The sequence below is a fragment of the Thermococcus prieurii genome, from assembly GCF_054657655.1.
The window spans coordinates 382042-403916 of the sequence record NZ_BAAHYH010000001.1; the positions used below are offsets into that span (position 1 = coordinate 382042).

Below are 21875 nucleotides of genomic sequence, written 5' to 3' on the forward strand. Positions count from 1 at the left end.
ATCGTCTAAACTCTTTTTCACTTTTACCGAAAGGCTTTTATAAGGCCCGTTCCAACCCCCGGCAGTCAGTTCTCAAGGTGATGCCCATGAGGAAGCTACTGAAGCCGAAGAGGGAAGTGGGCATCGTCGGCTACGGTGCCTACGTTCCGAGGTATAGAATCAAAGCCGAGGAGATAGGAAGGGTCTGGGGCGTTTCGAGCTTTCCAATCGAGGAAAAGGCCGTTCCAGGTCTCGACGAGGACGCGCTCACCATAGGACTTGAAGCGGCAAGAAACGCGCTCAAAAGGGCTGGAATAGACCCCAAGCTCATAAGGGCGGTCTGGTTCGGCTCGGAGAGCAAGCCCTACGCGGTTAAGCCCACAGGTACGGTCATAGCCGAGGCCATTGGCGCAACTCCCGACGTCAGCACGGCCGACTTCGAGTTCGCCTGTAAGGCCGGAACCGAGGCTCTGCAGACAGCTATCGGCTTCGTTGGCTCCGAGATGGCCGACTACGCGATGGCCATTGGAGCGGACACCGCCCAGGGAAGGCCCGGCGACCACCTCGAGTTCACTGCCGGAGCGGGCGGAGCTGCCTTCATAGTTGGCCCCAAGAGCTCCGAGACGGTTGCCTACTTCGAGGGAAGCTACTCCTACGTTACGGACACGCCGGACTTCTGGAGGCGCCAGCACGAGCACTACCCGAGGCACGGAAACCGCTTTACAGGCGAGCCGGCCTACTTCCACCACATAATCAACGCGGCAAAAACGCTGATGGAAGAGCTGGGTCTTACAGTCAACGACTTCGACTACGCGGTCTTCCACCAGCCCAACGTCAAGTTCCCGCTCACAGCGGCAAAAATCCTCGGAATCCCGAAGGAAAAGGTTCTCCCGGGACTTCTGACAGGCAAGATTGGAAACACCTACAGCGGTGCAACGATGGTCGGCGTTTCAGCGGTTCTCGATATAGCCAAGCCCGGCGACAGGATTCTGTGGGTTTCCTTCGGTTCCGGAGCAGGAAGCGACGCCTTCAGCATCGTCGTTCAGGACGCCATAGAGGAGAAGAGGGACCTCGCGCCGAAGGTTAAGGACTACGTCGAGAGGAAGAAGTACATAGACTACGCCCTCTACGCCAAGGCGAGGAGGAAGTTCATACTGTGAGGTGATGGAGATGAAGAAGGCGGTCATAATCGGAGCGGGCATGACGCCCGTTGGTGAGCACTGGAAGCTCTCCCTCAGGGATTTGGCCGTTGAGGCCCTTCTCAAGGCGATGGAAGATGCAGGCGTCGATAAGGTTGACTCCCTCTATGTCGGCAACATGGTTTCTGGTCCCTTCGTCGAGCAGGAGAACCTCGGCGCGCTCATAGCTGACTGGGCAGGTCTCGGGAACATTCCTGCCGTTAAAATTGAAGCCGCCTGCGCCTCTGGAGGTGCCGCCGTTCAGGAGGGCGTCAAGGCCGTCCTCAGCGGACTGGAGGATGTTGTTGCCGTCGTCGGCGTCGAGAAGATGACCGACGCCTGGCCGAGCGACGCGACGCGCTACCTGGCTTACGCCGCCGATGCCGAGTGGGAGCTCTTCCACGGGGCCAGCTTCGTAGCTTTGAACGCGCTCATCATGAGGCACTACATGAAGACCTACGGCTACACCGAGGAGGATTTGGCCCTCTTCGCCGTCAACGCCCACGCCAACGGTGCCAAGAACCCCTACGCGATGTTCAAGAGGCCCATCAAGGTCGAGACCGTCCTGAAGAGCCCCTACATAGCAGACCCGCTCAAGCTCTTCGATGCTTCCCCGGTCTGCGACGGTGCCGCTGCCGTGATAATAACCACCCCCGAGAAGGCCGAAGAGCTCGGCGTTCCGAAGGAGAAGTGGGTTGAAGTTGCTGGAATGGCGCGCGCCATAGACACCATAAACCTTGCCAACAGAGAAGATTTGCTCACCCTCAAGGCGGCGAAGATAGCAGCAGAGAAAGCTTACAAGATGGCCGGGGTCGAGGCAAAGGACATCGACTTCTTCGAGGTTCACGACGCCTTCACGGTCATGGCCGCGCTGAGTCTTGAGGCTCTCGGCGTCGCGAAGAAAGGGGAAGGAGCGAAGCTCGCCAGGGAGGGCCAGATAGCGATTGACGCAGATTATCCGATACAGACGATGGGAGGACTTAAGGCGAGGGGTCACCCAGTTGGAGCTACCGGCGTCTACCAGACGGTCGAGGCGGTTCTTCAGCTCCGCGGTGAAGCGCCGAACCAGGTTCCAGATGCGGAGGTCGGCCTGACCCAGAACATCGGTGGAACCGGTTCGAACATAACCGTTAGCATCTTCAGGAGGGTGTGAAGATGGCCCGTCCGATGCAGGTTTCCCGCTACTGGAGGCACTTCCGCGAGAAGTACAGGCTCATAGGAGGCAAATGCGAGAACGGTCACGTCTTTTTCCCCTACAGGGGAGTTTGCCCCGTCTGCGGTTCGAAGAACGTCGAGGAGTACGAGTTCAGCGGAAGGGGCAAGGTGCTCACCTGGACGATAGTGAGAAACCCGCCGAGCGGGTTTGAGTACTACAAGCCCTATCCATTGGCCCTGGTTCAGCTCGAGGAAGGGCCCGTCGTTCTGGCCCAGCTGACGGACGTTGACCCGGAGGAAATCCACGAGGGTATGGAAGTTGAGGTCGTGACCAGAAAGGTCAGGGAGTTTGAGGAGGACGGCATAATCCTCTACGGCTACAAGTTCAGGCCCGTTTTGAAGTGATTTCCTTTTCCTTACCCTGCTTTTTAACCTGTTTTGGCTTCAGAAAAGAATTGGGCATTGAATGCCATTAAGCCCTCTCAATCCTCATCCTGTCCCCGCTCTCGAACTCAAGCTCGAGCTTGCCCTTCTCCATCCTGACCTTCACTCCGTCAACCACGGTCTCTATCTTCCCGTCCTTCGCTTCGACGCCGAGCATCTCGGCAACTTCCTCGACGCTCTTCAGCCTTCCGCTCATCGTAGTTTCGAGGGTCTCGCTCCCCTCTATCGTGACCTTCAGCTTTCCCTTTCCTTCCCTTATGAAGCTCTCCTCTTTCATTTCCTTCACCCTGTCTGTGCCGGGTGGATGAATGCAGGGCATTGCAACCACCAATAAACCTACTTCTCGTCCGCGCTTATCACCTTTTCGGCAGGCTTAACCATTCTCACCCAGATGCCGTGCTTTCCAGCTTCTCTGAAACCGTACTCCTCGTAAAACCTCTTTGCTCTCTCGTTCTTCTCGCCGACCCAGAGCTCTATCCTTTTTCCCTTCAGGTACTCGAGGCACTTCTCCATGAGCTTCCGCCCTATCCCGTGCCCCTGATACCTCCTGTCCACGGCGAATTCGTGAATTGCCCCAACCGTTTTTCCCTCGTACTTGCTGTACCAGTCGTCGTCGCAGACTATGAAACCGACTATCTCGTCGCCGAGTTTGGCAACGAAGAAGCCGTCTTTGGCCTTGCTCCAGCACCACCGCAGGTAGCGCTTCGCGTAGCTCTCGCCCTCCCCGCCGTACTCGCGCATTCCCTCGTAGGCGTTCATGTAAATCTCTATCAGCCTCTCGAGCGTTTCCTGGTCGAGCTTTTGTAGCTTCTCTATCTTTACTTCGGTCATCATCCATATCCTCATCGTCGGGTTTAAAAAGCCTGACTCCGAGCTTTGAGCGGTAGAGAAGGTGGTAGCTATGAGCAAGGCCAAGCCGCGCTACTGTGAGATTTGTGGTGCGCCCATTAGAGGCCCGGGCCACAGGATAAGGCTCGAAGGCGCCGAGGTTCTCGTCTGCGACCGCTGTTACGAGAAGTACGGCCGAAAGAAGTCCGGTTTCAGCATAATGCCTACAGGAAGGGAGCCGAGGAGAAGGCCCGTCTCAGCTCCAAGGCCGAAGAGGGAGCCGAAGCCCTACCGCGAGAGACCGCTTTACACTGAGGAAATCGTTGAGGACTTCGCCGAGAGGGTTTACAAGGCCATACAGAGGAGCGGTAAAAGCTACGAGGAGCTGTCCCACGAGATTGGGCTTTCGGTGAACGATTTGAGAGCCATAGCGCACGGCTACCGTGAGCCGACGATTAAGGAAGCCAAAAAGCTTGAACGCTACTTCAAGATTACGCTCATCGAGCGCGTCGAGGAGGAGGTAAAGGAGAAGAAGACGATTCCAAAGGACTACGAGCCAACCCTCGGCGACATCGCGAACATCAGGATACGGAAGAGGAAGAAGTGAAGTTTTTAAATTTTCATTCTTAAAATACTTGGGGACACTACAATGGAAAACCAGTTATTCATAATTGGGATTGGAACAGGAACTGATGAGTATGAGAATTTTGAGGAGACGATCCTAAAAGGAGTGAAACGAAATGAGCTGGAAGGCCGAATTGACCCCAATATCCTAGACAATTGCTGTTCTGATGTTTGCTATTTCTGGGGCAGATCAAAAGAGACAATCTATAAGAAAAAGATTGGTAAAGGCGACGTGGTGCTATTTTATGTAGGCAGACGCATTGGCCGAAATAAAGTGGATCTAGGACACGAAACTAAAGTATACATTGGAATTGTCTGTGAAACCGTAGATGTTCCCAAACACAATGCTAGTTTTCTTGAGGACTTTTGGGAAAAAGGAAAGAAATTCACATTCTTGATATTCTTCAAGAAAAAACTAGAGAAACTACCATATTCCGTTGAAGACATAAACAGGAAACTAGGATATAATCCTGATTATTTTCCGATAGCGGGATACGTCAAGCCAGAACGCATAGATGATAACCTAGATGATACTCTAAGAGATATTTTGACGGAGTGGGATGTTATGAATGAAAACGCAAGTCACGATGGAAAAAATGGTGAAGGCATCGTTGAGAGTTTAGTTGAAAGTTTGTTGGATAAAAAAGGCCAAGTAATTCTCTACGGCCCTCCCGGAACAGGAAAAACTTGGCTGGCACGAGAATACGTCGTTAAAGAAACTAATGAAGACAAGCCCGGAGACCTCTGGGAGTTTATAACCTTCCATCAGTCCTACAGCTACGAGGAGTTCATTGAAGGATTCAGACCAAAAACCGATGATAATGGGAACATCAGATACGAAGTGGAGGATGGAATCTTCAAGAAAATTGCCCTTAGAGCGCTTGTAAAGGGACTTCTTGAACTGGAAAACGCATCGATTGATAGGGACGAGCTACAAAAACTCCACGGGCTTCTACTCAAAAAAGAACCTCTATCCCTTACAGAATATGAGGAGTACTTACGTCTCAAGAGATACCTCTGGGAACTGGTAGAAAGACTTCCAGACGAGAATCTGAGAGAACTCACTCCAAAGTTCTACCTCATCATAGATGAAATCAACCGTGGAAACATCAGCAAAATCTTCGGCGAGCTGATAACGCTCCTCGAAAAGGACAAGCGCTTGGGCGGTGAGAACCAGCTTATAGTTAGGTTGCCATACTCGGGGGAACCTTTCGCGGTTCCGCCAAACCTTTACATCATTGGCACGATGAACACCGCAGACAGAAGCATTGCTTTGCTTGACGTTGCGCTGAGGAGGAGGTTTGCATTCATCGAGGTTGAGCCAAGACCAGAATTTCTCGAAAAAGAAAACCTGAAGAAAATTAGAGAAAAGAAGCTAAAGACAGAGGAGAGACAAAGGTTAAACGAAAAGCTAAACGAGCTATTTAGTAAACTGGACAATGATAACTACTTTCTCAAAACTCTTCTCGAGAAGATTAACGTTCGCATTACTGTCGTTAAAGACCGCGACCACAGGATAGGCCACAGCTACTTCCTGAACGTGGAGACCGTTGATGACCTTAAGCACGTCTGGTATTATGAAGTGCTCCCGCTCCTCATGGAGTATTTCTACAACGACTGGGAGACGATAAAGTGGGTGCTGAATGAGAAAGACAGGGATTCTGAAGATGTGTTCTTTAAGAAGCTTAGTATTACTGGACCCAATGGGGAAAAAGCATATCAAGTGGAAGTTCTTGATAAAAATGCTTTCATTAGGGCATTAAAGAGAATAATAAGAAAAAAGGACAACTCCTCTAATAACAATCAGAACAATCAGACTACAAATAGAGATGAAAACCCAATAGAAAACAGCCAGTCCCAAACTGAAGGGGACTGATTCGCATGCCAAGACTAACCATAATAACGCTTTATGAACACGAGGAAAAGAAGTACAGGGATATTACAGGCGACAAGAAAACCATTCAGGAGGCCCTTATCGAGTTGAACAGGAAATTTAAGAGGGACTTTAAAAAGTTGGACAAATCGAAAGATAATTCCGACACTGAGGATACAATAGACGAGAGCAAAGGCGTTGTAGAAGTCTACGCCAACAAGATTAAAGCACGGCACTACGTCGGCTTTGCCGCCGTTGGCAATGTTTTCCTTCAAATTCTTCCAAAAGTCTTCAAGCCAAAGAAAGGGCAAACACAAGAGACACAAGAAGATACTTGGAGGTCCATTCTGGCTTTTATACGAATGCTTAACATAGCCTATGGACTGAAAATCGAAGACCATGACTTGGCTTATCTTCATGGGAGAAAACTTAATCCAAACCTTTACGAAGTTTTTATTTATCTGTTCGCTAAAAGCCTTTGGAAAGAAATTCAAAGTGGATACCATCGAGAATACGTTGAAGTTCACAGGGAGGAGAAGTTTCTTCGGGGAAAACTACTGATGAGCAGACAGATACGAAAGCTTCCTCACCGGCTAAATACCTTTAGTGTTGAAGTCCATGAGCTAATTGAAGATAATTTGCTCAACAGGATTTTCTATGCATCAGTCAGAGAAGCGATGAGAAAAACAACATGGGGGATAAACAGAAAACTCCTCGGTGAGCTGATGCTGGCCTTTGACGGTGTTACGCAGATACACCTTAGGGCAGAGCACTTTGAACGCGTTCATTTCACGAGGCTCAATGAGAGGTTTAGGAAGCCCTTTGAGATGGCCAAACTTTTGTTTATGCCCGCAAGCGGTAAAGGAAGGAGCAGGGAAGTTAGTGGGTTCTTCGTCGATATGAACAAGCTTTTCGAGTTGTATATTGCAAGAGTTCTATCCAGATACGCAGGGGAGAACGGCTATGAGCTTACAACTAACAAAGATTTAGAGAATAGCAAGAGGCTTTTTAACAATAAACCTTCGAAGGCATCTTTTAAAAATCAGTATCCAGACTATATTCTTAACCTAAATAGGGGTTTGGTAATATTAGACGCCAAATACACGGAACTCGTTAAAATTAACAAAAAGGGGGAGACAAAAATTGAACTTAGGCCAGATATTGCACGTCAGCTCTACGTTTATTCGAGAATTTGGGGGTATCACAGGATAAGTCGCAATGAAGTGGATTCAAAACCACCAAGTGTAATCGTAGTTCCAGCAAGCTTAACATATAATCAAGAACTTTCGGAAAAGCTGTTAGAGTTTGAATTCTTCGATGGGCGGAAACTCTACATCATTGCCTATAACATGGAGCACCTGAAGACAAAGAACGTTTCTGATATGGGAGAGAAGTTTAAGGAAATCTTAGATAAAGTAATCAGTCGCACTACTGCCCTACCTGAGTCATAATTCTTCATAATTCTCATGGATTAGTGGAGAAACTGTGTGATAAACAAACACCCAATAAATAAAGGTTTCTCCCTTAGACTCTCTTTGGTGGTTTCAGTGGGCGAGATAATTGTGAAGGTGCCCTCTGGAATGGAGCGCCTCATTGAACGGAAGATAAAAATTATACTTGAGCGGGAGATGGGGAAAGGGCTGAGCAGAGCTGTTCTTTCCAAGTACCTTGGCAAGTTCAAGGGGGATGTCAATGAAGAAGACTGGTACCTCCAGTGATTTGGGGAGAAAGAAGGACTAAACGTCCTTCCCTAAACCTCCTCGAACTCCCACTCTTCCTTCTCTCTCCTCTTCTCGGCCTTCCGCCGGGCTTCTTCGGCCCGTGTTCTCTTCGGCGGGTGGAAGCCCTTGAGCCTCTCAAAGCTTCCCCAGAGGCGCATTAACTCTTCCCAGACCTCTGAATCCGGCGGGATTACAAGGATATGGGCCGGCGGGTGAATGTCCATCAGCCTGCCTATGGCCTTCCTCGGCGGAAGGTCAATCTGAGCCACGACGTGGGCCTTAAAGCGCTTTCTCGGTTTCTCGCCACTTATCTTTTCGAAGGCCCAGTCCGAGAGGGCAGGCGGTATTATCCTCGGGTCACCGCGAATCCTCATGCCCCCGTATCTCACGAGGTCGGCCAACGCGACGCTCGCCTTCTGAAAGTTGTCGGTTCTCACGAGCACTATCGTGTTTCTCATGTTCTCACCACCCCCCACTCAACGGGTTGCCTTTTAAACCTTAGCCGATTTTAGTTACCGAAAGTTTTAAAAACTTTGCGTTTCTAAAAATGCCGGAGCCTTTTTAAGCATCAAAACGGAAGTGGAGGGGTGATAACATGTATCTGAAGAAGAGGCACCTTGAGATACTCAGGGAAATGAAGACGACCGAGAGCCAGGCCGAGATTGAGGCCAAACTGCCGGAGGAGTTCCAGATAAGGGCAATCGAGCTCTACATTCTCGGGTTTGCCGAGCTTGAAGGCGGAAAGATTAAGCTCACCGAGGCCGGAAGGAAGCTCCTCGAGATAAGCGACTCCCTGAACCTCGACGAGCTTCCCGAGGTCATAGCCGATACTGAGATAATGAAGATGCTTGAGCTCCTCGAGGAGACCGGAAAGGTCCCCGAGAGCTGGCTCGAGAAGCTGAAGGAGAGAAAGCTCGCCGATGAGAACGGCCTCACCGAGTTCGGAAAGGCGCTTCTCGAGCTTTACCGCGAGACCCACCCCGTCGTTTACCTGACCCCGGAGATAGTCTCGTTCCTCAGGGGAATGCCGAAAATCGGAACCCTTGATGAACTTGTAACCTACAAGAACTCCAAGCTCTACGGCGACAACATCGTGAACGCCCTTCAGGCCATGCGTCTGCTCCTGATTTCACCGCCGACCGAGAAGGGAAGGGCCTTCGCAACCACGCCAGCGGCGAAGCTCGCCCTTAAAGCCGTCAGCATGATTCCGGTATTTGCAAGGGCGATAGTCCTCAGGAAGGAGGACTTTGAGGCCCTGAAAGCCGGAAGGAGCAACGCCGAGCTGGAGAGCATGGGACTCAGCGACGAGAAGGGAACGACCGAGTTCGGAAAGGCAATGATGGAGACCTACAAGGCGATGGGTAAGGTTGAGGAGAAGGTCCTCCCGATTTACCTGCTCGACGATGAGCTTGCAGTCCTCAAGGCCATCAAGGAGATTGAGGAGAAGTACGAGACCAACCCGGATATACTGCCCACCGAGAAGGAAATCGCCAAGTGCGTTGAGGTTGAGGACCTCGGAGCCATACTGCACCTCCTCGAGAGCAAGGAGCTGGTCGAGAGGAGGCTCGTCAAGAACAAGGACACTTACTGGCTCACCGAGTGGGGTAAAGAGGCCATAAACTTCGGAACCGTCAGTCCCGATGCCATGAAGGCGATAACCTACGCCGAGAGCGGTGACGTGCCAATAGCCGAGTGGGTCATCAAGGCTCAAGAAGAGGGCGTTGTGAAGGCCGGCGTCACCGACAAGGGAAGGTTCTACCTCAAGCTCAGCAGGAGTATAAAGAGGAAGCCGTTCCTTACCAGATACGACGCGGCAATACTTGCCAAGACCCCGAGGAAGAAGTACATCCACAGGGATGAGCTCGTCGAACTCGTCAAGGACTACGTCGGCGGAGACGAGAAGGAAATCATCAGAGCAATCGGCGAGGCGGAAGCGAAGGGCTTCGTCGTTGAGCTCCAGAACGGCATGGTCAAGCTGACGGAGCTCGGGGATAAGGTTAAGACCGCCCTCGAGAACGCCAAGCTCCAGGAGATAGTCAAGGTCAAGTTCAGCGTCACACCGACCCTCTACAACGTGCTCAAGGTAATCTACGACAACATCGAGACCTTCAACGGGATATGGAAGGAGAAGGGCGAGGTCAAGGGCTACAAGATGGAGGAGGTTGACGTCATCAGGAAGCACCTCAGCCTCAGCGACGACGAGATAAAGAAGGCCTTAACGATGCTCCGCCAGCTCGGCTTCCTCGGAAGCAAGAGCCTGACGGAGGCGGGTAAGGTTCTCGTTGAGGCCTACCTTTGAACTTTTTCTTCTTCGATGTTCCCTTTTGAGCATAAAGCTTTAAAAAGCGACTGCCCCCATTTATAAAGGGGTTTTTAAACCCACCATCCGGAGGTGTAAACCTTGGTGGACATGAGCAATGTAAAGCTCAGGATTGAGAACATCGTCGCTTCTGTTGACCTCTTTACGGAGCTGAACCTTGAGAAGGTTATTGAAATATGCCCCAACTCGAAGTACAACCCGGAGGAGTTCCCCGGAATCATCTGTCGCTTCGATGAGCCGAAGGTTGCCCTGCTTATATTCAGCTCCGGGAAGCTCGTCGTTACAGGTGCTAAGAGCGTCGAGGACATCGAGAGGGCCGTCAACAAGCTCATCCAGATGCTCAAGAAAATCGGCGCCAAGTTCCACCGCGCGCCCCAGATTGACATACAGAACATGGTCTTCAGCGGTGACATCGGCATGGAGTTCAACCTCGACGCTGTAGCGCTTAGTCTGCCCAACTGTGAGTATGAGCCCGAGCAGTTCCCCGGCGTCATCTACCGTGTAAAGGAGCCGAGGGCGGTGATACTGCTCTTCTCCTCCGGTAAAATCGTCTGCTCCGGCGCCAAGAGCGAGCACGACGCCTGGGAGGCCGTTAGGAAGCTCCTCCGCGAGCTTGAGAAGTACGGTTTAATCGAGGAAGAGGAGGAGTGGTGAGGAGGCTTGGCCTTCTCTGTTATCTATTCTCCCGTTTTTCTCGAGCACAGACCCGAGAACTATCACCCAGAAAACCCAGACCGGCTGTTACGGGCGGTAAACTCCTTAAAGCGGTTGGACCTGTGGAAACCCATCGAGCCGGTTCCCGTTCCGGAGGAGGAGCTCCTGAAGGTCCACTCAAGGGACTACGTTGAGCTCGTCCGCGAGAGCAGCAGAACCTTCTCGTACCTCGACCCGGACACCTACGTCTCCCCCGGCACGTGGGAGGCCTCGCTCCTCGCCTTCGGGGCGTCAAGGCTCGCCGTTGAGCTGGCCCTGAAGTTTGGAGGCCTCCATCTTGCCCTCGTCAGGCCACCTGGCCACCACGCCGGAAAATCTGGAAGGGCCTTCAACGCCTCAACGCTCGGCTTCTGCATCTTCAACAACGCGGCCTATGCGACAAAATCGGCCGAGGAGCTCGCTGGAAAGGTTCTGGTCATAGACTTTGACGCCCATCATGGCAACGGAACGCAGGAGATACTCTGGAACGACCCCAACGCGGTGCATATAGACCTTCACGAGCGTGATATTTACCCCTGGAGCGGCTACGAGCACGACGTCGGCGGGAAGAATGCCGAAGGTACAAAAATCAACCTGCCGATGCCCCACTACTCCGGAGACGACGACTTCATCTACGCCTGGAACGAGGTTGTTCTCCCAGTTCTTGCCCAGTTCAGGCCGAAGCTCGTGGTCGTCTCGGCGGGATTTGACGGATTCCTCGGCGAGAACCTGACGACGCTTCGCCTCAGTGAACTCTTCTTCGCCTACGCGGGCTCAACGCTCTCGCGCTATCCGCTCGCGGTGATTTTTGAGGGTGGCTACTCGGTCGGCCTTGACAAAGGCCTTCCAGCCTTCATCAGGGGCTACCTCAGCGGGGAAATCCGCGAGGTCCCGGTCAGTCCATCGTATGAGGCCCTGAGAACGGTGGCGCGGGTGAAGGAGGTTCACTCGGAGTGGTGGGAGTTCTGACTTATGGGAGGGTAAGTAGCTTACCGGGGGGTAAGTTGGTCTTCTTTATGACTTCCTTAACGACTGGGTCGGGGATGGAGTAGCCCTCTTCACCTTTCTCAAGGTAGCCGTACTTGACGAGGTTCTTTAGCAGGGCTGAAAACTTCGCGTCGTTTATTTTTCCCGCCTTGAACTCCACGTACTCCTTTATGGAGCTCCACGAATTGTTTCCCAAGGAGACTGCCTTCAGAATGTACCAGTACCTCGCGCTGTACTTCGTAAGGGTCGAAATTTCGTCAAGGACCAGCGCTTTGGCCCGTTCAAAGAGCTCGTCAAGGGCATCTTTTTCGGAGAGCTTTCTAACTCCCCTGAGGTAGCCGTATAGGGTCAGCCATCCGACAATTCCGTCGAGCCTCTCAACGGCTCTTTCAATTTCCTCCTCCTGAACTTTCACACCAAGCTCGTCGAATCCTCTTCTCAGGAAGTCCCTGCTCTGCTCCCTCGAAAATCTCTTCAGCGTTATTTCCCTCGCGTACCTGCCAAAGAGGGGCTTTTTGGGGTTGTCGAGTCCGATAAAATCGTGGAGCATTCCGACCTCGGAGCCAGTCAGCACAAACGTCAGGTTCGGCAGGTTGTCCACGGCGTACGCTATGAGCCCATCGTACCGTATTCCCGAAAGCCTCAGGTACTGAGCCTCATCGAAGGCTATTATAACCCTACTCCCTGTTTTCTCGGCCCAAGAGTTGAGCTTCTCAAGGAGCTCCGCAAGGTCGGGCTTTTCGTCGAACTCAACACGAATACCCGAAACGTTAATCCCTTTAATCCGTGAGAGGGCTTTCACGAGTTCCATCCTTATTTTGTTGGTCCCCTTCAAAGACCTGAGGAGACCTTCGAGGAGTTTTCTCGCGAGTAACTCTTGAGGAATCGAGCCGTGGGTGAAGTAGAGCGAGCGAACGTCAATCTTGGAGAACGGCTTTTCTGATTCGGAGAGCGCAACGTTGAGGAGTGAGCTTTTACCGAGCCTCCTGATGCCGAGCAGAAGAACGAGCGTTTCTCCGAGCTCAACGGCTTCAAAAAACTCCCTGAGCTCGTCCTCCCTATCGTAGAGGTCTTCCCTCCTCCTCTTTGGCTGGAGGTCGAACAGCAACTTACCCCACCGTAAGTTACTTACCCGGGGGCAAGTTATAAGAGTTGCTCCACTCTGAAGGCGGTTTGTGAGTAATACTTTTAAAGAATTTGAGAACATTCCTAATCACCACGATTAAAAATCCTTGGGGGTTCTGGTGGTCATGGCCGAGGAATTCGTGTCTCCTAAAGGGAGGATTCTCGTTCTCATTCCCGCACTAGGAGTCGTCCTGGCACTGTTTACGCTCCTTCCGTTTGGGCTCAAACCCGGCATTCGGGAGTTCGTGTACGGTTTGGCGGCTTTCTTCGTGGCCCTAACCGCCCAGACCCCCATACAGCTCCTGTTCGTGAGGGGCCAGCTCTCTGAAATCCGATGAGCTCAGTGCTTTCAACGTTGTGGTCTTGGGGATCATTGCGGGAGTTGTTCAGGAGATAGTGAAGTTTCTTTTCCTCAGAGGGCACTCTGCCGTTTTTGGTGCGAGCTTTGGCTTCGGTTTTGGCACCGCGGAAGTCATCATGTTGCTTCCGCTGGTGTTTATGGATGAGGATATCCTTGAGGAGATGTCCGAGAGGTTCTCCATGCCCCTCCCTAAGCTTTCCCTAACTGGTCTCGTTGAGAGGCATTTTGCCGTGATGTTTCATGTGGGGACCTCAATGCTCCTCACAGGTGGGTCCCTTCCGGTTCTCCTCGCACTCGCAGTTCTCCACTCAATCGTAGACGGCCTTGGCAACTTGGGCAACATTGGAAAAATAGATGTCAAAAAGTTCGAGACTTTCTTCGGTTTTGTTTCAATCTCCGTGTTTCTCATTGCGGTTAGATGATGGGAAGAAAAGAAGGGGCCTCAAAGCCCCAGCATCTCCTTCGCGGCCTTGACGCCCAAGTCGAAGGCCTTCATGTTGACGTCAACGGCCTTCTTCGGCACGCTGACCTTTATGACCTCCCTGACGTGCTCTGCCGAGAGTGGGAAGTCCGGCGTCTGAGTCAGCGCTCCGATGAGGACGACGTTGGTGGTTATGATGTTGCCGGCCTCCATAGCGAGCTTCTCGGCGTCGAAGGCCATGAACTTGGCCTCGAAGTCCTCCTCGACGACCTTTCTAATCTCCTCCAGGCTCGGGTACTTGGCGAGGCCCATCGAGACCTGAACCGGCGGAATCGGCCTCGCGTTGGTGAAGACGAGGCCGCCTTTCTTGAGGTAGTTGATGTAGCGCAAAGCTTCGACCGGCTCGAAGCTCAGTATGACGTCCGCCTTGCCCTCTGGAACCATCGCGCCGTAGACGTCCTCCCCAAAGCGAACGTAGGCAATAACGCTTCCAAAGCGCTGGCTCATGCCGTGAACCTCACCAACGCGCACCTTGTAGCCGGCCCTCAAAGCGGCCCAGCCGAGCAGGTTCGCCGCGGTAAGGATTCCCTGACCGCCAACTCCGGTGATAACGATGTTGTACTCCCTCATCTCGCTCATAGCTCTCCCTCCCTCACCTTCTCGAAGGCGTCGAACGGACAGACCTGGGCACAGCCGCCACAGCCCCAGCACATCGTCGGGTCAATCTTGGCCTTCTTCTTCTCGGCGTCCCAGTAGATTGCAGGACAGCCGTAGGCGTTGATACAAATCTTACAGCCGGTACACTTGTCCTCGTTGACCTGGTAGAGCGGCCACTGCTTGCCCTCGCGCCTGAGCTGGCCTATTCTGTAGAGCGCACAGACGCGCCTCGCGACGACGACGCTCACACCTTCAACGGCCAGGGCCTCCTTTATGGTCCTCTCGACGGCCTTTATGTCGTAGGGGTCAACGACGGCGACGTAGTCGGCACCGAGGGCCTTCGCGACCTCTTCAATCTTAATCTGCTTGCCCGGGCCGTGCGGGGTCTCGCCGGTTCCCGGATTGGGCTGGTCGCCGGTCATAGCGGTAACGAGGTTGTCGAGGACGACTATGACGACGTTGGAGCGGTTGTAGATGGCGTTCGCTAAAGCCGGAAGTCCCGTGTGGAAGAACGTTGAGTCGCCTATCGTGGCGACGATTACCTTCTTCTCCTTGCCTGCCTTGTGCTCGTCCTCGGCAACGGAGCCGTTCAGGGCGATGCTGAGGCCGTGGGCGACGCCGATTGAACCGCCCATCGCGACGGTTGTGTCAACGGTCTTGAGCGGTGGAAGGACGCCGAGAGTGTAACAGCCTATGTCGCTCGGGAAGATTGCCTTCGGAGTCGCGGCCCTTCTAATCGCGTAGAAGGTGTTCCTGTGCGGACAGGCCGGACAGAGGCTCGGCGGCCTCGGCGGGACCATGCCCTTTACCTTCTCGTACTTCTGGTCGAGCTCCTCGAAGTTCACCGGGGTTTCGAGGCCGAGGAACTTCGCTATGGCCGTTACAGCTCTCCTCGTGGTCATCTCGTAAACCCTCGGCACGAGGTCCTTGCCGTGAATCGGAATCGTTAATCCCCTGTCGTAGGCCCAGGTCTTGACCTGCTCCTCAACCACCGGCTCGAGCTCCTCGACGATGAGAACCTTCTCGAGCCCGTCGAGGAACTTCTCAAGCAGGCCGTAGGGAACCGGGAAGGGCGTTCCGAGCTTGAGTATCTTGACGTTCTCGACACCGAGCCAGGCAAGTGCCTCCTTGACGTAGGCGTAGGCGAGGCCCGGAGCGATTATACCGACCTTCGCGTTCTCGTCGCCCTCAATCCAGTTGAAGGGGCAGTTGTTGAGCTCCTCGCGAATCTTCTCAATCTTCTCGAGAATCTGCGGGTGGAACTTCCTCGCGTGGGCCGGGACATCAACGAACCTCTCGGGGTTCTTCTTGAAGTTCCCGAACTTCCTCTTGCCTGTCTTTATCTCCTCGGGAAGCTCTCCGAGAACGACGTCGCCCCTCGCGTGGGAGCTCCTCGTGGTCGTCCTCAGGATGACGAAGTGCTTGAACTTCTCGCTGAGCTCGAAGGCGTACTTCGTCATCTCCTTGGCCTCGTGGGGTGAAATGGGCTCAAAAACCGGCACGTTGGCGAACTTGGCGTAAACCCTCGTGTCCTGCTCGTTCTGACTGCTCCACATGCTCGGGTCATCTGCCACCATTATGACGAAACCGCCCTCGACGCCCATGCCGACGGCGCTGAGGAAGGTGTCTGCTGCAACGTTCAGTCCGACGTGCTTCATGGCCGTCATAGCTCTGAGGCCGCTCCATGCCGCTGAGAGGGCCGTCTCAAAGGCGACCTTCTCGTTGGTGGAGTACTCCATGTAAACTCCTGCCTTCCTGGCCACCATCGCCATCGTATCTGTCAGCTCCGAGCTCGGGGTTCCGGGATAAGCCGCGAAAACGGCTATGTTGGCCTCCAAAGCTCCGCGCGCTATGGCCTGGTTTCCGAGGAGGAGAACCCTCTCCCCGGGCTTATCCCACAGCACTATGTCCGTCACCTTCGCCATCAAACAACACCTCCATTGCCGGTCGTAATAAATCGAAACTCCCTTATCTCCCTCAAAATGTCGTGTGGGTCATTCTCAACCGTGTCCAGTATTCCCTTCATACGCCTATAGACTTCCCTAACGGTGATAGGAGAAGTAAAGGGAAACTGAGCTTTCTGCTCAGGGGTTATCCCCATCTCACTCATCCTCCAAAACCCCGGCGTTCCTCGCCTGCTGGACGAGCGCGTAGGCACCGGCGGCAACGTCCTCCGGCCTCTCGTAGCTCGGGATTCCGTTCTCTTCGAGGAGCTCCTTCGCCTTCTCGCTGACGTAGCCGGCCATGAAGAGGCCTAAGACGGGCTTGCCGTTGTTGACTTCCCGGATTGCCCTGATTACTCCTTCGGCGTGCTCCGTTGGAGTCATTCCCGCGAAGGTAGGGACGACGCATATCGCTATGAGCATGTCGACGTTCGGGTTCTGGAGGAGCAGCTTCGCGGTCCTGTAGTAGTCCTCGCCCCTCGCGGAAGCTATCATGTCAACGGGGTTCTTTACGGCGGCCATCGGCGGGAGGAACGAGCGGAGCTCCTCTATCGTCTTCTCCTCGAGGTCGGCGAGCTTAAGGCCTCTCTTGTCAATCTGGTCGGCCGTCAAAACGCCTGGCCCGCCGGCGTTGGTCATTATCGCGACGCGCTTGCCTTTCGGCAACGGTTGGGTGAAGGCCCTCGCCATGCTGAGCATGTCGTCGATTGTTTCGGCGATGAGAACTCCGCTCTGCTTAAAAGCGGCTTCGTAAATCTTCCAGCTTCCTGCTAAGGAACCCGTGTGGCTTGAAGCGGCCCTCGCTCCGCTCTCGCTCTTTCCGGCCTTGAGGGCTATGACGGGCTTCTTCCTGGTGGCCTTCTTGGCGACCTCGATGAACTTCCTCCCGTCCTTGATTCCCTCGATGTAAAGGGCTATGGCCTTGTCCTCTTCGGTGTCCGCCAGGTACTCCATGAGCTCCGCGAAGTCGAGGTCTGCCATGTTGCCGACGCTGATGAACTTGGAGAAGCCGATTCCTTCTTTGACGGTCTTGTAGACGATTCCCGCTCCTAAAGCTCCGCTCTGGCTCACGAAGGCTATGCTCCCCTTCTTGGCGTCGGTTATGAAGGTCGCGTTCATGTCGTTGTGGGTGTTCATGAGGCCGACGCAGTTTGGGCCTATCAGGCGCATTCCGTACCTGTGGGCAATCTCGACGAGCTCGCGCTCCTCCTTCTTGCCTTCCTTCCCGGTCTCGCCGAAGCCGGCCGTTATGATGACCGCTCCCTTAACTCCCTTCTCACCGCAGTCCATTATCGCCTGCTTCACGAAGCGCTTGGGGACGACGATTACCGCGAGGTCAACCTCGTCGGGGATGTCCTTGACGTTCTTGTAGGCCTTAACGCCCTGAACGACCTCGTCCTTGACGTTGACGGGGTAAACCTTGCCGTCCTTGTACTTCTTGAGGTTCTTGAAAACTTCGTAGCCGAGCTTCATCGGGTCGTTCGATGCACCGATGACGGCTATACCCTTCGGTTTGAAGAAGTAGTCCAGGTTCATGAACCTCACCGTTAAAATCTCCGTGGAATCGTATATAAGCTTTCCCAAAAGCTACATCGAGGTAGATACGGGCATTAGAGACCATCTTATGGTTACAATGCTCGAAAAAAGACGTTAGTGAAGATGTCTCACTGAGTGCTTTTTTGGCTACCTACGACCTTCCACAGCTCGTCACTCTCTGGTCTCCACGCGGGCCTCTCTTCGTTCTCCTCGACTATGACGCGTTTCTCTTCGGCCAAAAACTCCCCTATGATGCTCGCGGTTATGCCATGGCTCAAAAGCTCTTCAACGGCCTTTTTCGCGTAATCCCTTGGAACAGAGGCGAGGAGAACGCCCGAGCTTATCAGACCGAGCGGGTTCAGGTGGAGGTAGTTGCAGAGGGTTTTCGTTTCCTCCCGGATTGGAATTCTCTCGGCGTAAAGCCTGAAACCCAAACCGGAAGCATCGGCCATCTCATGGAGACCGTTGAGTATTCCCCCCTCTGTTGGGTCGTGCATCGCGTTGGCCACCTTCCTGAGAATCCTCGCCTCGGGAAGGACGCTCAGGTACTCAATCAGAGACGAGGCAACCTCAAGGAACTCCTCGCCGAGTATCGGGGCGAGTCTCCCCCTGAGCTCCTCCGCGATTATGGCGGTTCCTTCGATGCCCGCCCACTTCGTCATGATTATTGCATCCCCAGGCCTCGCTCCGTTGGGTCTGATGAGCCTCTCGGCCTCGCCGAGCATTGTTCCAACGACTATCGGTCTGTCGAGACCGGGAGTTACTTCCGTGTGCCCACCGACGACCGCAACGCCGAGCTTCTTAGCTTCGCGTGAGATTTCCTCGATGATGTTTTCTAAAAGCTTCTCATCGGTGTTCTCTGGAAGGAGCACCGTCGTCAGGAACCACCTCGGCTCCGCGCCCATCACTGCCACATCGTTCGCGTTGACGTGGACAGCGTAGAAGCCGATTCTCTTCGTTGCCCCGGTTATGGGATCGCTGGAGGCGACGAGGATCCCCTCGACGTTCACGGCCGCGCCATCTATTCCGGTTCCCGGGCCTAAGATAACCCCCTTCCCTCCTGTCGGGAGCCTGGAGAGGACCAGCTTTTCAAGGAGTTCCGGAGGAAGTTTTCCCGGATGCATGGGTCATCACTTGTCAAGGTTTAGGTCGTTGAGGTTTGGGGATATAATCGGAGATATAAACCCTCCGAACCGCCCGTAAACGCGAAGGAACCTCGTTATGATTATCAGGCGGATTCTCCTCGCCTTTTTATAGTCGTGGTTTTTGAGGGCCTCCTCGAGTTCCTTCATAAGCTTCTGGAGTTCCTCCTGCTGTTCCGGGGTTAGGGGCTTCATTCCATGCATATAGAACTCCATGAGCGATACGTCAAAGTCAGCCTTCACGTTTGGGTCGAGGGCGGCCTGCTTTATTGCGAGTTCGACCTTTTCCCCGGCAAGGTTCGCGAGTCTGTAGGCCTCGGCGTAGTTTCCCCTTGCGTATGCCTCCTTTGCTTCCGCGAGCAGTTTCTTGGCGTCATCGACGTACTTCCCCAGGACCTCCCCCGGTGTTCCGTTGATGAAGCCCAGGAGGAAGTTCAACTTCCCCTCAACCTCTTTAATCCTCATCTCCGCGGTCCAGTTCGTTACCTTCACCTTCACTACCTCCGGGCCTGAGACGTTGACCCACTGGGGTACGACGAGCTTTCCGTTGCTGATGTTTTCGGTGGGTTTCGTCAGGTAGACCACCGCGGCCCTTTCCTCGAGGGCCAGCTTGAGGGCCGTTTGAACGCAGGCCGGGTCAGAACCGACGGCAAAAACCTGCTTTTTGAGGTTTATCCCAAGCTCCCGCAGTCCTTTGATGACGTCCCTGTTCGTGTCGTACCTCGTCCTGCCGCCCCACCTTATAACAGTAACGTTTGAGGCGTTCAAATCCGCCGCGTAGTCAGGGAGAACCGCCAGGGGTCCACCGATTATTATGACCTTCCGCGGGGACTTCGAGAGAACCTTCGCGGTTACACCCGGGTCGTATATACCCCAGGGAGCAACGACAATCGGGTATCCCGTTAGATTCGAGACGAGCTCGGCCATCACAAGGTCGGCCGAATTGTCGCTGACGAGTATTACGGTATCAGAACCGCCTCCAGATGCTGTGGCCGTGCTGAACGCGGCCCCCCAAGTGAGTAACATCAGCATGATGACAAATGAGGCCAACTTCTTCATACCACTCACCCAGGGAATGTAAAACGTAAAATTATATAAGGGTTCCGAGGATTTCACGCATAGTAGTACTCGCCCCTCTCCTTCTGCTCCCTGTCCTTTACCGAGCCTTCCTTGTTGGCCCTCGGCCTGCCGGTGTCGGGGTCGCGCCTGAAGGTTATTCCGACCGAGGCCAGGAAGCGGTTCATTCCCTCGCGCATGCCCATCGGCTTGCTTGCCCTTCCGAACTTGCCGGGCTGGCCCTCGAACACAATCAGCCTGTCGCTCAGGTAATCGACCATCATGACGTCGTGCTCGACTATCAGTGCCGTCTTCTCGTTCTTGGCCATCAGCGAGCGGATTGCCTTCGAAACCGCCAGCCTCTGCTCGACGTCGAGATGCGCCGAGGGCTCGTCGAGGAGGTACAGGTCGGCGTCCCTTATCAGGCAGGCCACTATGGCAACGCGCTGAAGCTCACCGCCGCTCAGCTCGTCCACGCGCTTGTCGTAGAGCTCCGGAATGCCCAGAGGATTCAGGAGCTCGCTCTTGTAGAAACTGCTCATGAGCTTGCTCGCGTCAATCTTGCTGAGGAGTTCATAAACCGTTCCGTTGTAGTCGGTCTTTATGTACTGGGGCTTGTAGGAAACGGTTAGGGACCAGTCTATTTCTCCCTCCGTTGGCTTCTCGACTCCCGCTAACATTTTCACGAAGGTCGTCTTACCGATTCCGTTCGGGCCGACGATTCCGACGACCTCGCCGATGTAGAGCTCGCCTCCCTCAGCCTCAAGCCTGAAGGAGCCGTAGTCCTTAACGAGACTCGGATACTCGACGAGGATTTCTCCCTCCTGGCTCTTGCGCTCGCTCTTCTTGCTGAAGTTTATCTCGTAGGGCCTGAACCTGACGTTCTCGTCGCGGAGGTAGCCACGGAGAAACTCGTTTATGCCGTTTCTCGTTGACTTGGGCTGGGAGAAGATACCGTAGGCCCCGGGCTTACCGTAGACGACGTGGATTATGTCGCTCATGTAGTCGAGGATAGCAAGGTCGTGCTCGACCGCCAGAACGTTCTTTCCCGAGTCCGCAAGGTTCCTGATGATTTTGGCGACCTTGAGCCTCTGGCTTATGTCGAGGTAGCTCGACGGCTCGTCGAAGAAGTAGAACTCCGCGTTTCTCAGGAGGGCAGCGGCTATGGCAACGCGCTGGAGCTCACCGCCGGAGAGCTGTCTTATGTCTCTGTCGAGGATTCCCTCAAGTTCCAGCTCTTTAACGACCTCGTCGAACCTTCCGCCCTCGTCGGCCTTCTTAAGCAGGTCGCGGATCTTTCCCCTAACGGCCTTTGGAATCAGGTCAACATACTGGGGCTTCACGACGGGTCGAATCTCCCCGTTCTTCAGCCTCTCGAAGTACGTCTGGAGCTCGTTTCCGCGGAAGGCCTTAATCACGTTGTCCCAGGAGTCGTTGTCACCGCAGAGGTTCGGCAGGAGCTGGCCGGAGAGGATTTTGACGGCTGTCGTCTTACCCGTACCGTTCGGTCCGAGGATTCCGACGACCATGCCCTCCTTGACGACGGGGAGGCGGTAGAGGACGAAGCCGTTGATTCCGTAGCGGTGGACGCAGTCCTCGTCGAGTTGCTCCGGCAGGTTGACTATCGTTATTGCGTTGAAGGGACATTTGTGGACGCAGATTCCACAGCCGGTACAGCTGGCCTCCTGTATGACCGGCCTGTAGTTTTCTTCGTCTATGATTATCGCCTCGCCGCCCATTCGGTTGACTGGGCAGACTCGCTCGCAGAGGAAGTGACCGCACTTGTCAGGGTTGCACTTGTCGTAGTCGATGACCGCAACGCGCATCTTCAC

Annotated in this window: 23 protein-coding genes; 12 read left to right on the plus strand and 11 right to left on the minus strand. The window is 54.0% G+C overall.

Features of this window, described 5'->3' with window-relative positions; translation table 11 throughout:
* The first annotated feature begins 86 nt into the window (after positions 1 to 86).
* The 3 genes from ACYQ04_RS02210 to ACYQ04_RS02220 are packed head-to-tail and all read left to right on the plus strand — an operon-like array spanning position 87 to position 2717.
* A complete protein-coding gene (locus ACYQ04_RS02210) occupies positions 87 to 1139 on the plus strand; it encodes a hydroxymethylglutaryl-CoA synthase (protein ID WP_460127282.1) in 1053 nt (350 codons plus the stop codon).
* 10 nt (positions 1140 to 1149) lie between these two features.
* Complete coding sequence (locus ACYQ04_RS02215; protein ID WP_460127283.1) at positions 1150 to 2310, plus strand: thiolase domain-containing protein; 1161 nt, start codon at positions 1150 to 1152, stop codon at positions 2308 to 2310.
* A gap of 2 nt (positions 2311 to 2312) precedes the next feature.
* Complete coding sequence (locus ACYQ04_RS02220) at positions 2313 to 2717, plus strand: Zn-ribbon domain-containing OB-fold protein (RefSeq protein ID WP_460127062.1); 405 nt, start codon at positions 2313 to 2315, stop codon at positions 2715 to 2717.
* Between the two features lie 67 nt (positions 2718 to 2784).
* On the opposite strand, the gene ACYQ04_RS02225 is transcribed toward ACYQ04_RS02220, so the two are convergent.
* Positions 2785 to 3075: a hypothetical protein gene (locus ACYQ04_RS02225; protein ID WP_460127285.1), complete on the minus strand. Its 291-nt coding sequence runs from the start codon at positions 3073 to 3075 to the stop codon at positions 2785 to 2787.
* 17 nt (positions 3076 to 3092) lie between these two features.
* Positions 3093 to 3590 carry a GNAT family N-acetyltransferase gene (locus tag ACYQ04_RS02230; RefSeq protein WP_460127063.1) on the minus strand — a complete coding sequence of 166 codons (498 nt, stop codon included), beginning with the start codon at positions 3588 to 3590 and terminating at the stop codon, positions 3093 to 3095.
* A 67-nt stretch (positions 3591 to 3657) separates the two neighbouring features.
* Here ACYQ04_RS02230 and ACYQ04_RS02235 point away from each other — a divergent pair, with 67 nt between their 5' ends.
* From ACYQ04_RS02235 to ACYQ04_RS02250, 4 genes are all read left to right on the plus strand, one after another.
* Positions 3658 to 4191 carry a multiprotein bridging factor aMBF1 gene (locus ACYQ04_RS02235; RefSeq protein ID WP_042691882.1) on the plus strand — a complete coding sequence of 178 codons (534 nt, stop codon included), beginning with the start codon at positions 3658 to 3660 and terminating at the stop codon, positions 4189 to 4191.
* A gap of 42 nt (positions 4192 to 4233) precedes the next feature.
* Positions 4234 to 6084 (plus strand): McrB family protein, encoded by a 1851-nt coding sequence (locus tag ACYQ04_RS02240; RefSeq protein ID WP_460127064.1) that lies wholly within the window; start codon positions 4234 to 4236, stop codon positions 6082 to 6084.
* A gap of 5 nt (positions 6085 to 6089) precedes the next feature.
* Positions 6090 to 7532: an McrC family protein gene (locus ACYQ04_RS02245; RefSeq protein ID WP_460127065.1), complete on the plus strand. Its 1443-nt coding sequence runs from the start codon at positions 6090 to 6092 to the stop codon at positions 7530 to 7532.
* Positions 7533 to 7628: 96 nt separating this feature from the next.
* Positions 7629 to 7799 (plus strand): hypothetical protein, encoded by a 171-nt coding sequence (locus ACYQ04_RS02250; RefSeq protein WP_460127066.1) that lies wholly within the window; start codon positions 7629 to 7631, stop codon positions 7797 to 7799.
* Between the two features lie 32 nt (positions 7800 to 7831).
* Here the strand turns inward: ACYQ04_RS02250 and ACYQ04_RS02255 are convergent, their stop codons facing one another.
* Positions 7832 to 8260, minus strand: a complete 429-nt coding sequence (locus tag ACYQ04_RS02255; protein WP_460127286.1) for a DUF356 domain-containing protein — start codon at positions 8258 to 8260, stop codon at positions 7832 to 7834.
* A gap of 137 nt (positions 8261 to 8397) precedes the next feature.
* Between ACYQ04_RS02255 and ACYQ04_RS02260 the strand changes: the two genes are divergently transcribed.
* The 3 genes from ACYQ04_RS02260 (at position 8398) to ACYQ04_RS02270 (ending at position 11784) form a co-directional block, all read left to right on the plus strand.
* Positions 8398 to 10101, plus strand: coding sequence for a DUF505 family protein (locus ACYQ04_RS02260; RefSeq protein ID WP_460127067.1), 1704 nt, complete (start codon positions 8398 to 8400; stop codon positions 10099 to 10101).
* A 102-nt stretch (positions 10102 to 10203) separates the two neighbouring features.
* Entirely contained in the window at positions 10204 to 10776 is a 573-nt protein-coding gene (locus ACYQ04_RS02265) for a TATA-box-binding protein (RefSeq protein ID WP_042691874.1), read from the plus strand.
* Positions 10777 to 10782: 6 nt separating this feature from the next.
* Complete coding sequence (locus tag ACYQ04_RS02270) at positions 10783 to 11784, plus strand: histone deacetylase family protein (protein ID WP_460127068.1); 1002 nt, start codon at positions 10783 to 10785, stop codon at positions 11782 to 11784.
* A 1-nt stretch (position 11785) separates the two neighbouring features.
* Here the strand turns inward: ACYQ04_RS02270 and ACYQ04_RS02275 are convergent, their stop codons facing one another.
* The gene (locus tag ACYQ04_RS02275; RefSeq protein WP_460127069.1) at positions 11786 to 12910 is read right to left on the minus strand and encodes an AAA family ATPase; all 1125 of its coding nucleotides are present in this window, start codon (positions 12908 to 12910) and stop codon (positions 11786 to 11788) included.
* A 136-nt stretch (positions 12911 to 13046) separates the two neighbouring features.
* On the opposite strand from ACYQ04_RS02275, the gene ACYQ04_RS02280 reads away from it, so the two are divergent.
* Positions 13047 to 13265: a hypothetical protein gene (locus tag ACYQ04_RS02280; protein WP_460127070.1), complete on the plus strand. Its 219-nt coding sequence runs from the start codon at positions 13047 to 13049 to the stop codon at positions 13263 to 13265.
* Positions 13266 to 13290: 25 nt separating this feature from the next.
* Positions 13291 to 13710 carry a hypothetical protein gene (locus ACYQ04_RS02285; protein WP_460127071.1) on the plus strand — a complete coding sequence of 140 codons (420 nt, stop codon included), beginning with the start codon at positions 13291 to 13293 and terminating at the stop codon, positions 13708 to 13710.
* A gap of 20 nt (positions 13711 to 13730) precedes the next feature.
* Here ACYQ04_RS02285 and ACYQ04_RS02290 read toward each other — a convergent pair whose 3' ends face one another.
* From ACYQ04_RS02290 to ACYQ04_RS02320, 7 genes are all read right to left on the minus strand, one after another.
* The gene (locus ACYQ04_RS02290) at positions 13731 to 14339 is read right to left on the minus strand and encodes an indolepyruvate oxidoreductase subunit beta (protein ID WP_460127287.1); all 609 of its coding nucleotides are present in this window, start codon (positions 14337 to 14339) and stop codon (positions 13731 to 13733) included.
* A 5-nt stretch (positions 14340 to 14344) separates the two neighbouring features.
* Positions 14345 to 16291 (minus strand): indolepyruvate ferredoxin oxidoreductase subunit alpha, encoded by a 1947-nt coding sequence (gene iorA, locus ACYQ04_RS02295; RefSeq protein ID WP_460127072.1) that lies wholly within the window; start codon positions 16289 to 16291, stop codon positions 14345 to 14347.
* Positions 16291 to 16476, minus strand: coding sequence for a hypothetical protein (locus ACYQ04_RS02300; RefSeq protein ID WP_460127073.1), 186 nt, complete (start codon positions 16474 to 16476; stop codon positions 16291 to 16293). The genes iorA and ACYQ04_RS02300 overlap by 1 nt, the downstream gene beginning before the upstream one ends.
* Positions 16469 to 17845 carry an acetate--CoA ligase family protein gene (locus tag ACYQ04_RS02305; RefSeq protein ID WP_460127288.1) on the minus strand — a complete coding sequence of 459 codons (1377 nt, stop codon included), beginning with the start codon at positions 17843 to 17845 and terminating at the stop codon, positions 16469 to 16471. Before ACYQ04_RS02305 ends, ACYQ04_RS02300 begins: the two co-directional genes overlap by 8 nt.
* 128 nt (positions 17846 to 17973) lie before the next feature.
* On the minus strand, positions 17974 to 18969 hold the full coding sequence (locus ACYQ04_RS02310; protein WP_460127074.1) for an AIR synthase family protein: 996 nt from the start codon (positions 18967 to 18969) through the stop codon (positions 17974 to 17976).
* Between the two features lie 6 nt (positions 18970 to 18975).
* Positions 18976 to 20046 (minus strand): cell wall-binding repeat-containing protein, encoded by a 1071-nt coding sequence (locus ACYQ04_RS02315; RefSeq protein ID WP_460127075.1) that lies wholly within the window; start codon positions 20044 to 20046, stop codon positions 18976 to 18978.
* A 53-nt stretch (positions 20047 to 20099) separates the two neighbouring features.
* Complete coding sequence (locus tag ACYQ04_RS02320; RefSeq protein ID WP_460127289.1) at positions 20100 to 21869, minus strand: ribosome biogenesis/translation initiation ATPase RLI; 1770 nt, start codon at positions 21867 to 21869, stop codon at positions 20100 to 20102.
* Positions 21870 to 21875 lie beyond the last annotated feature (6 nt).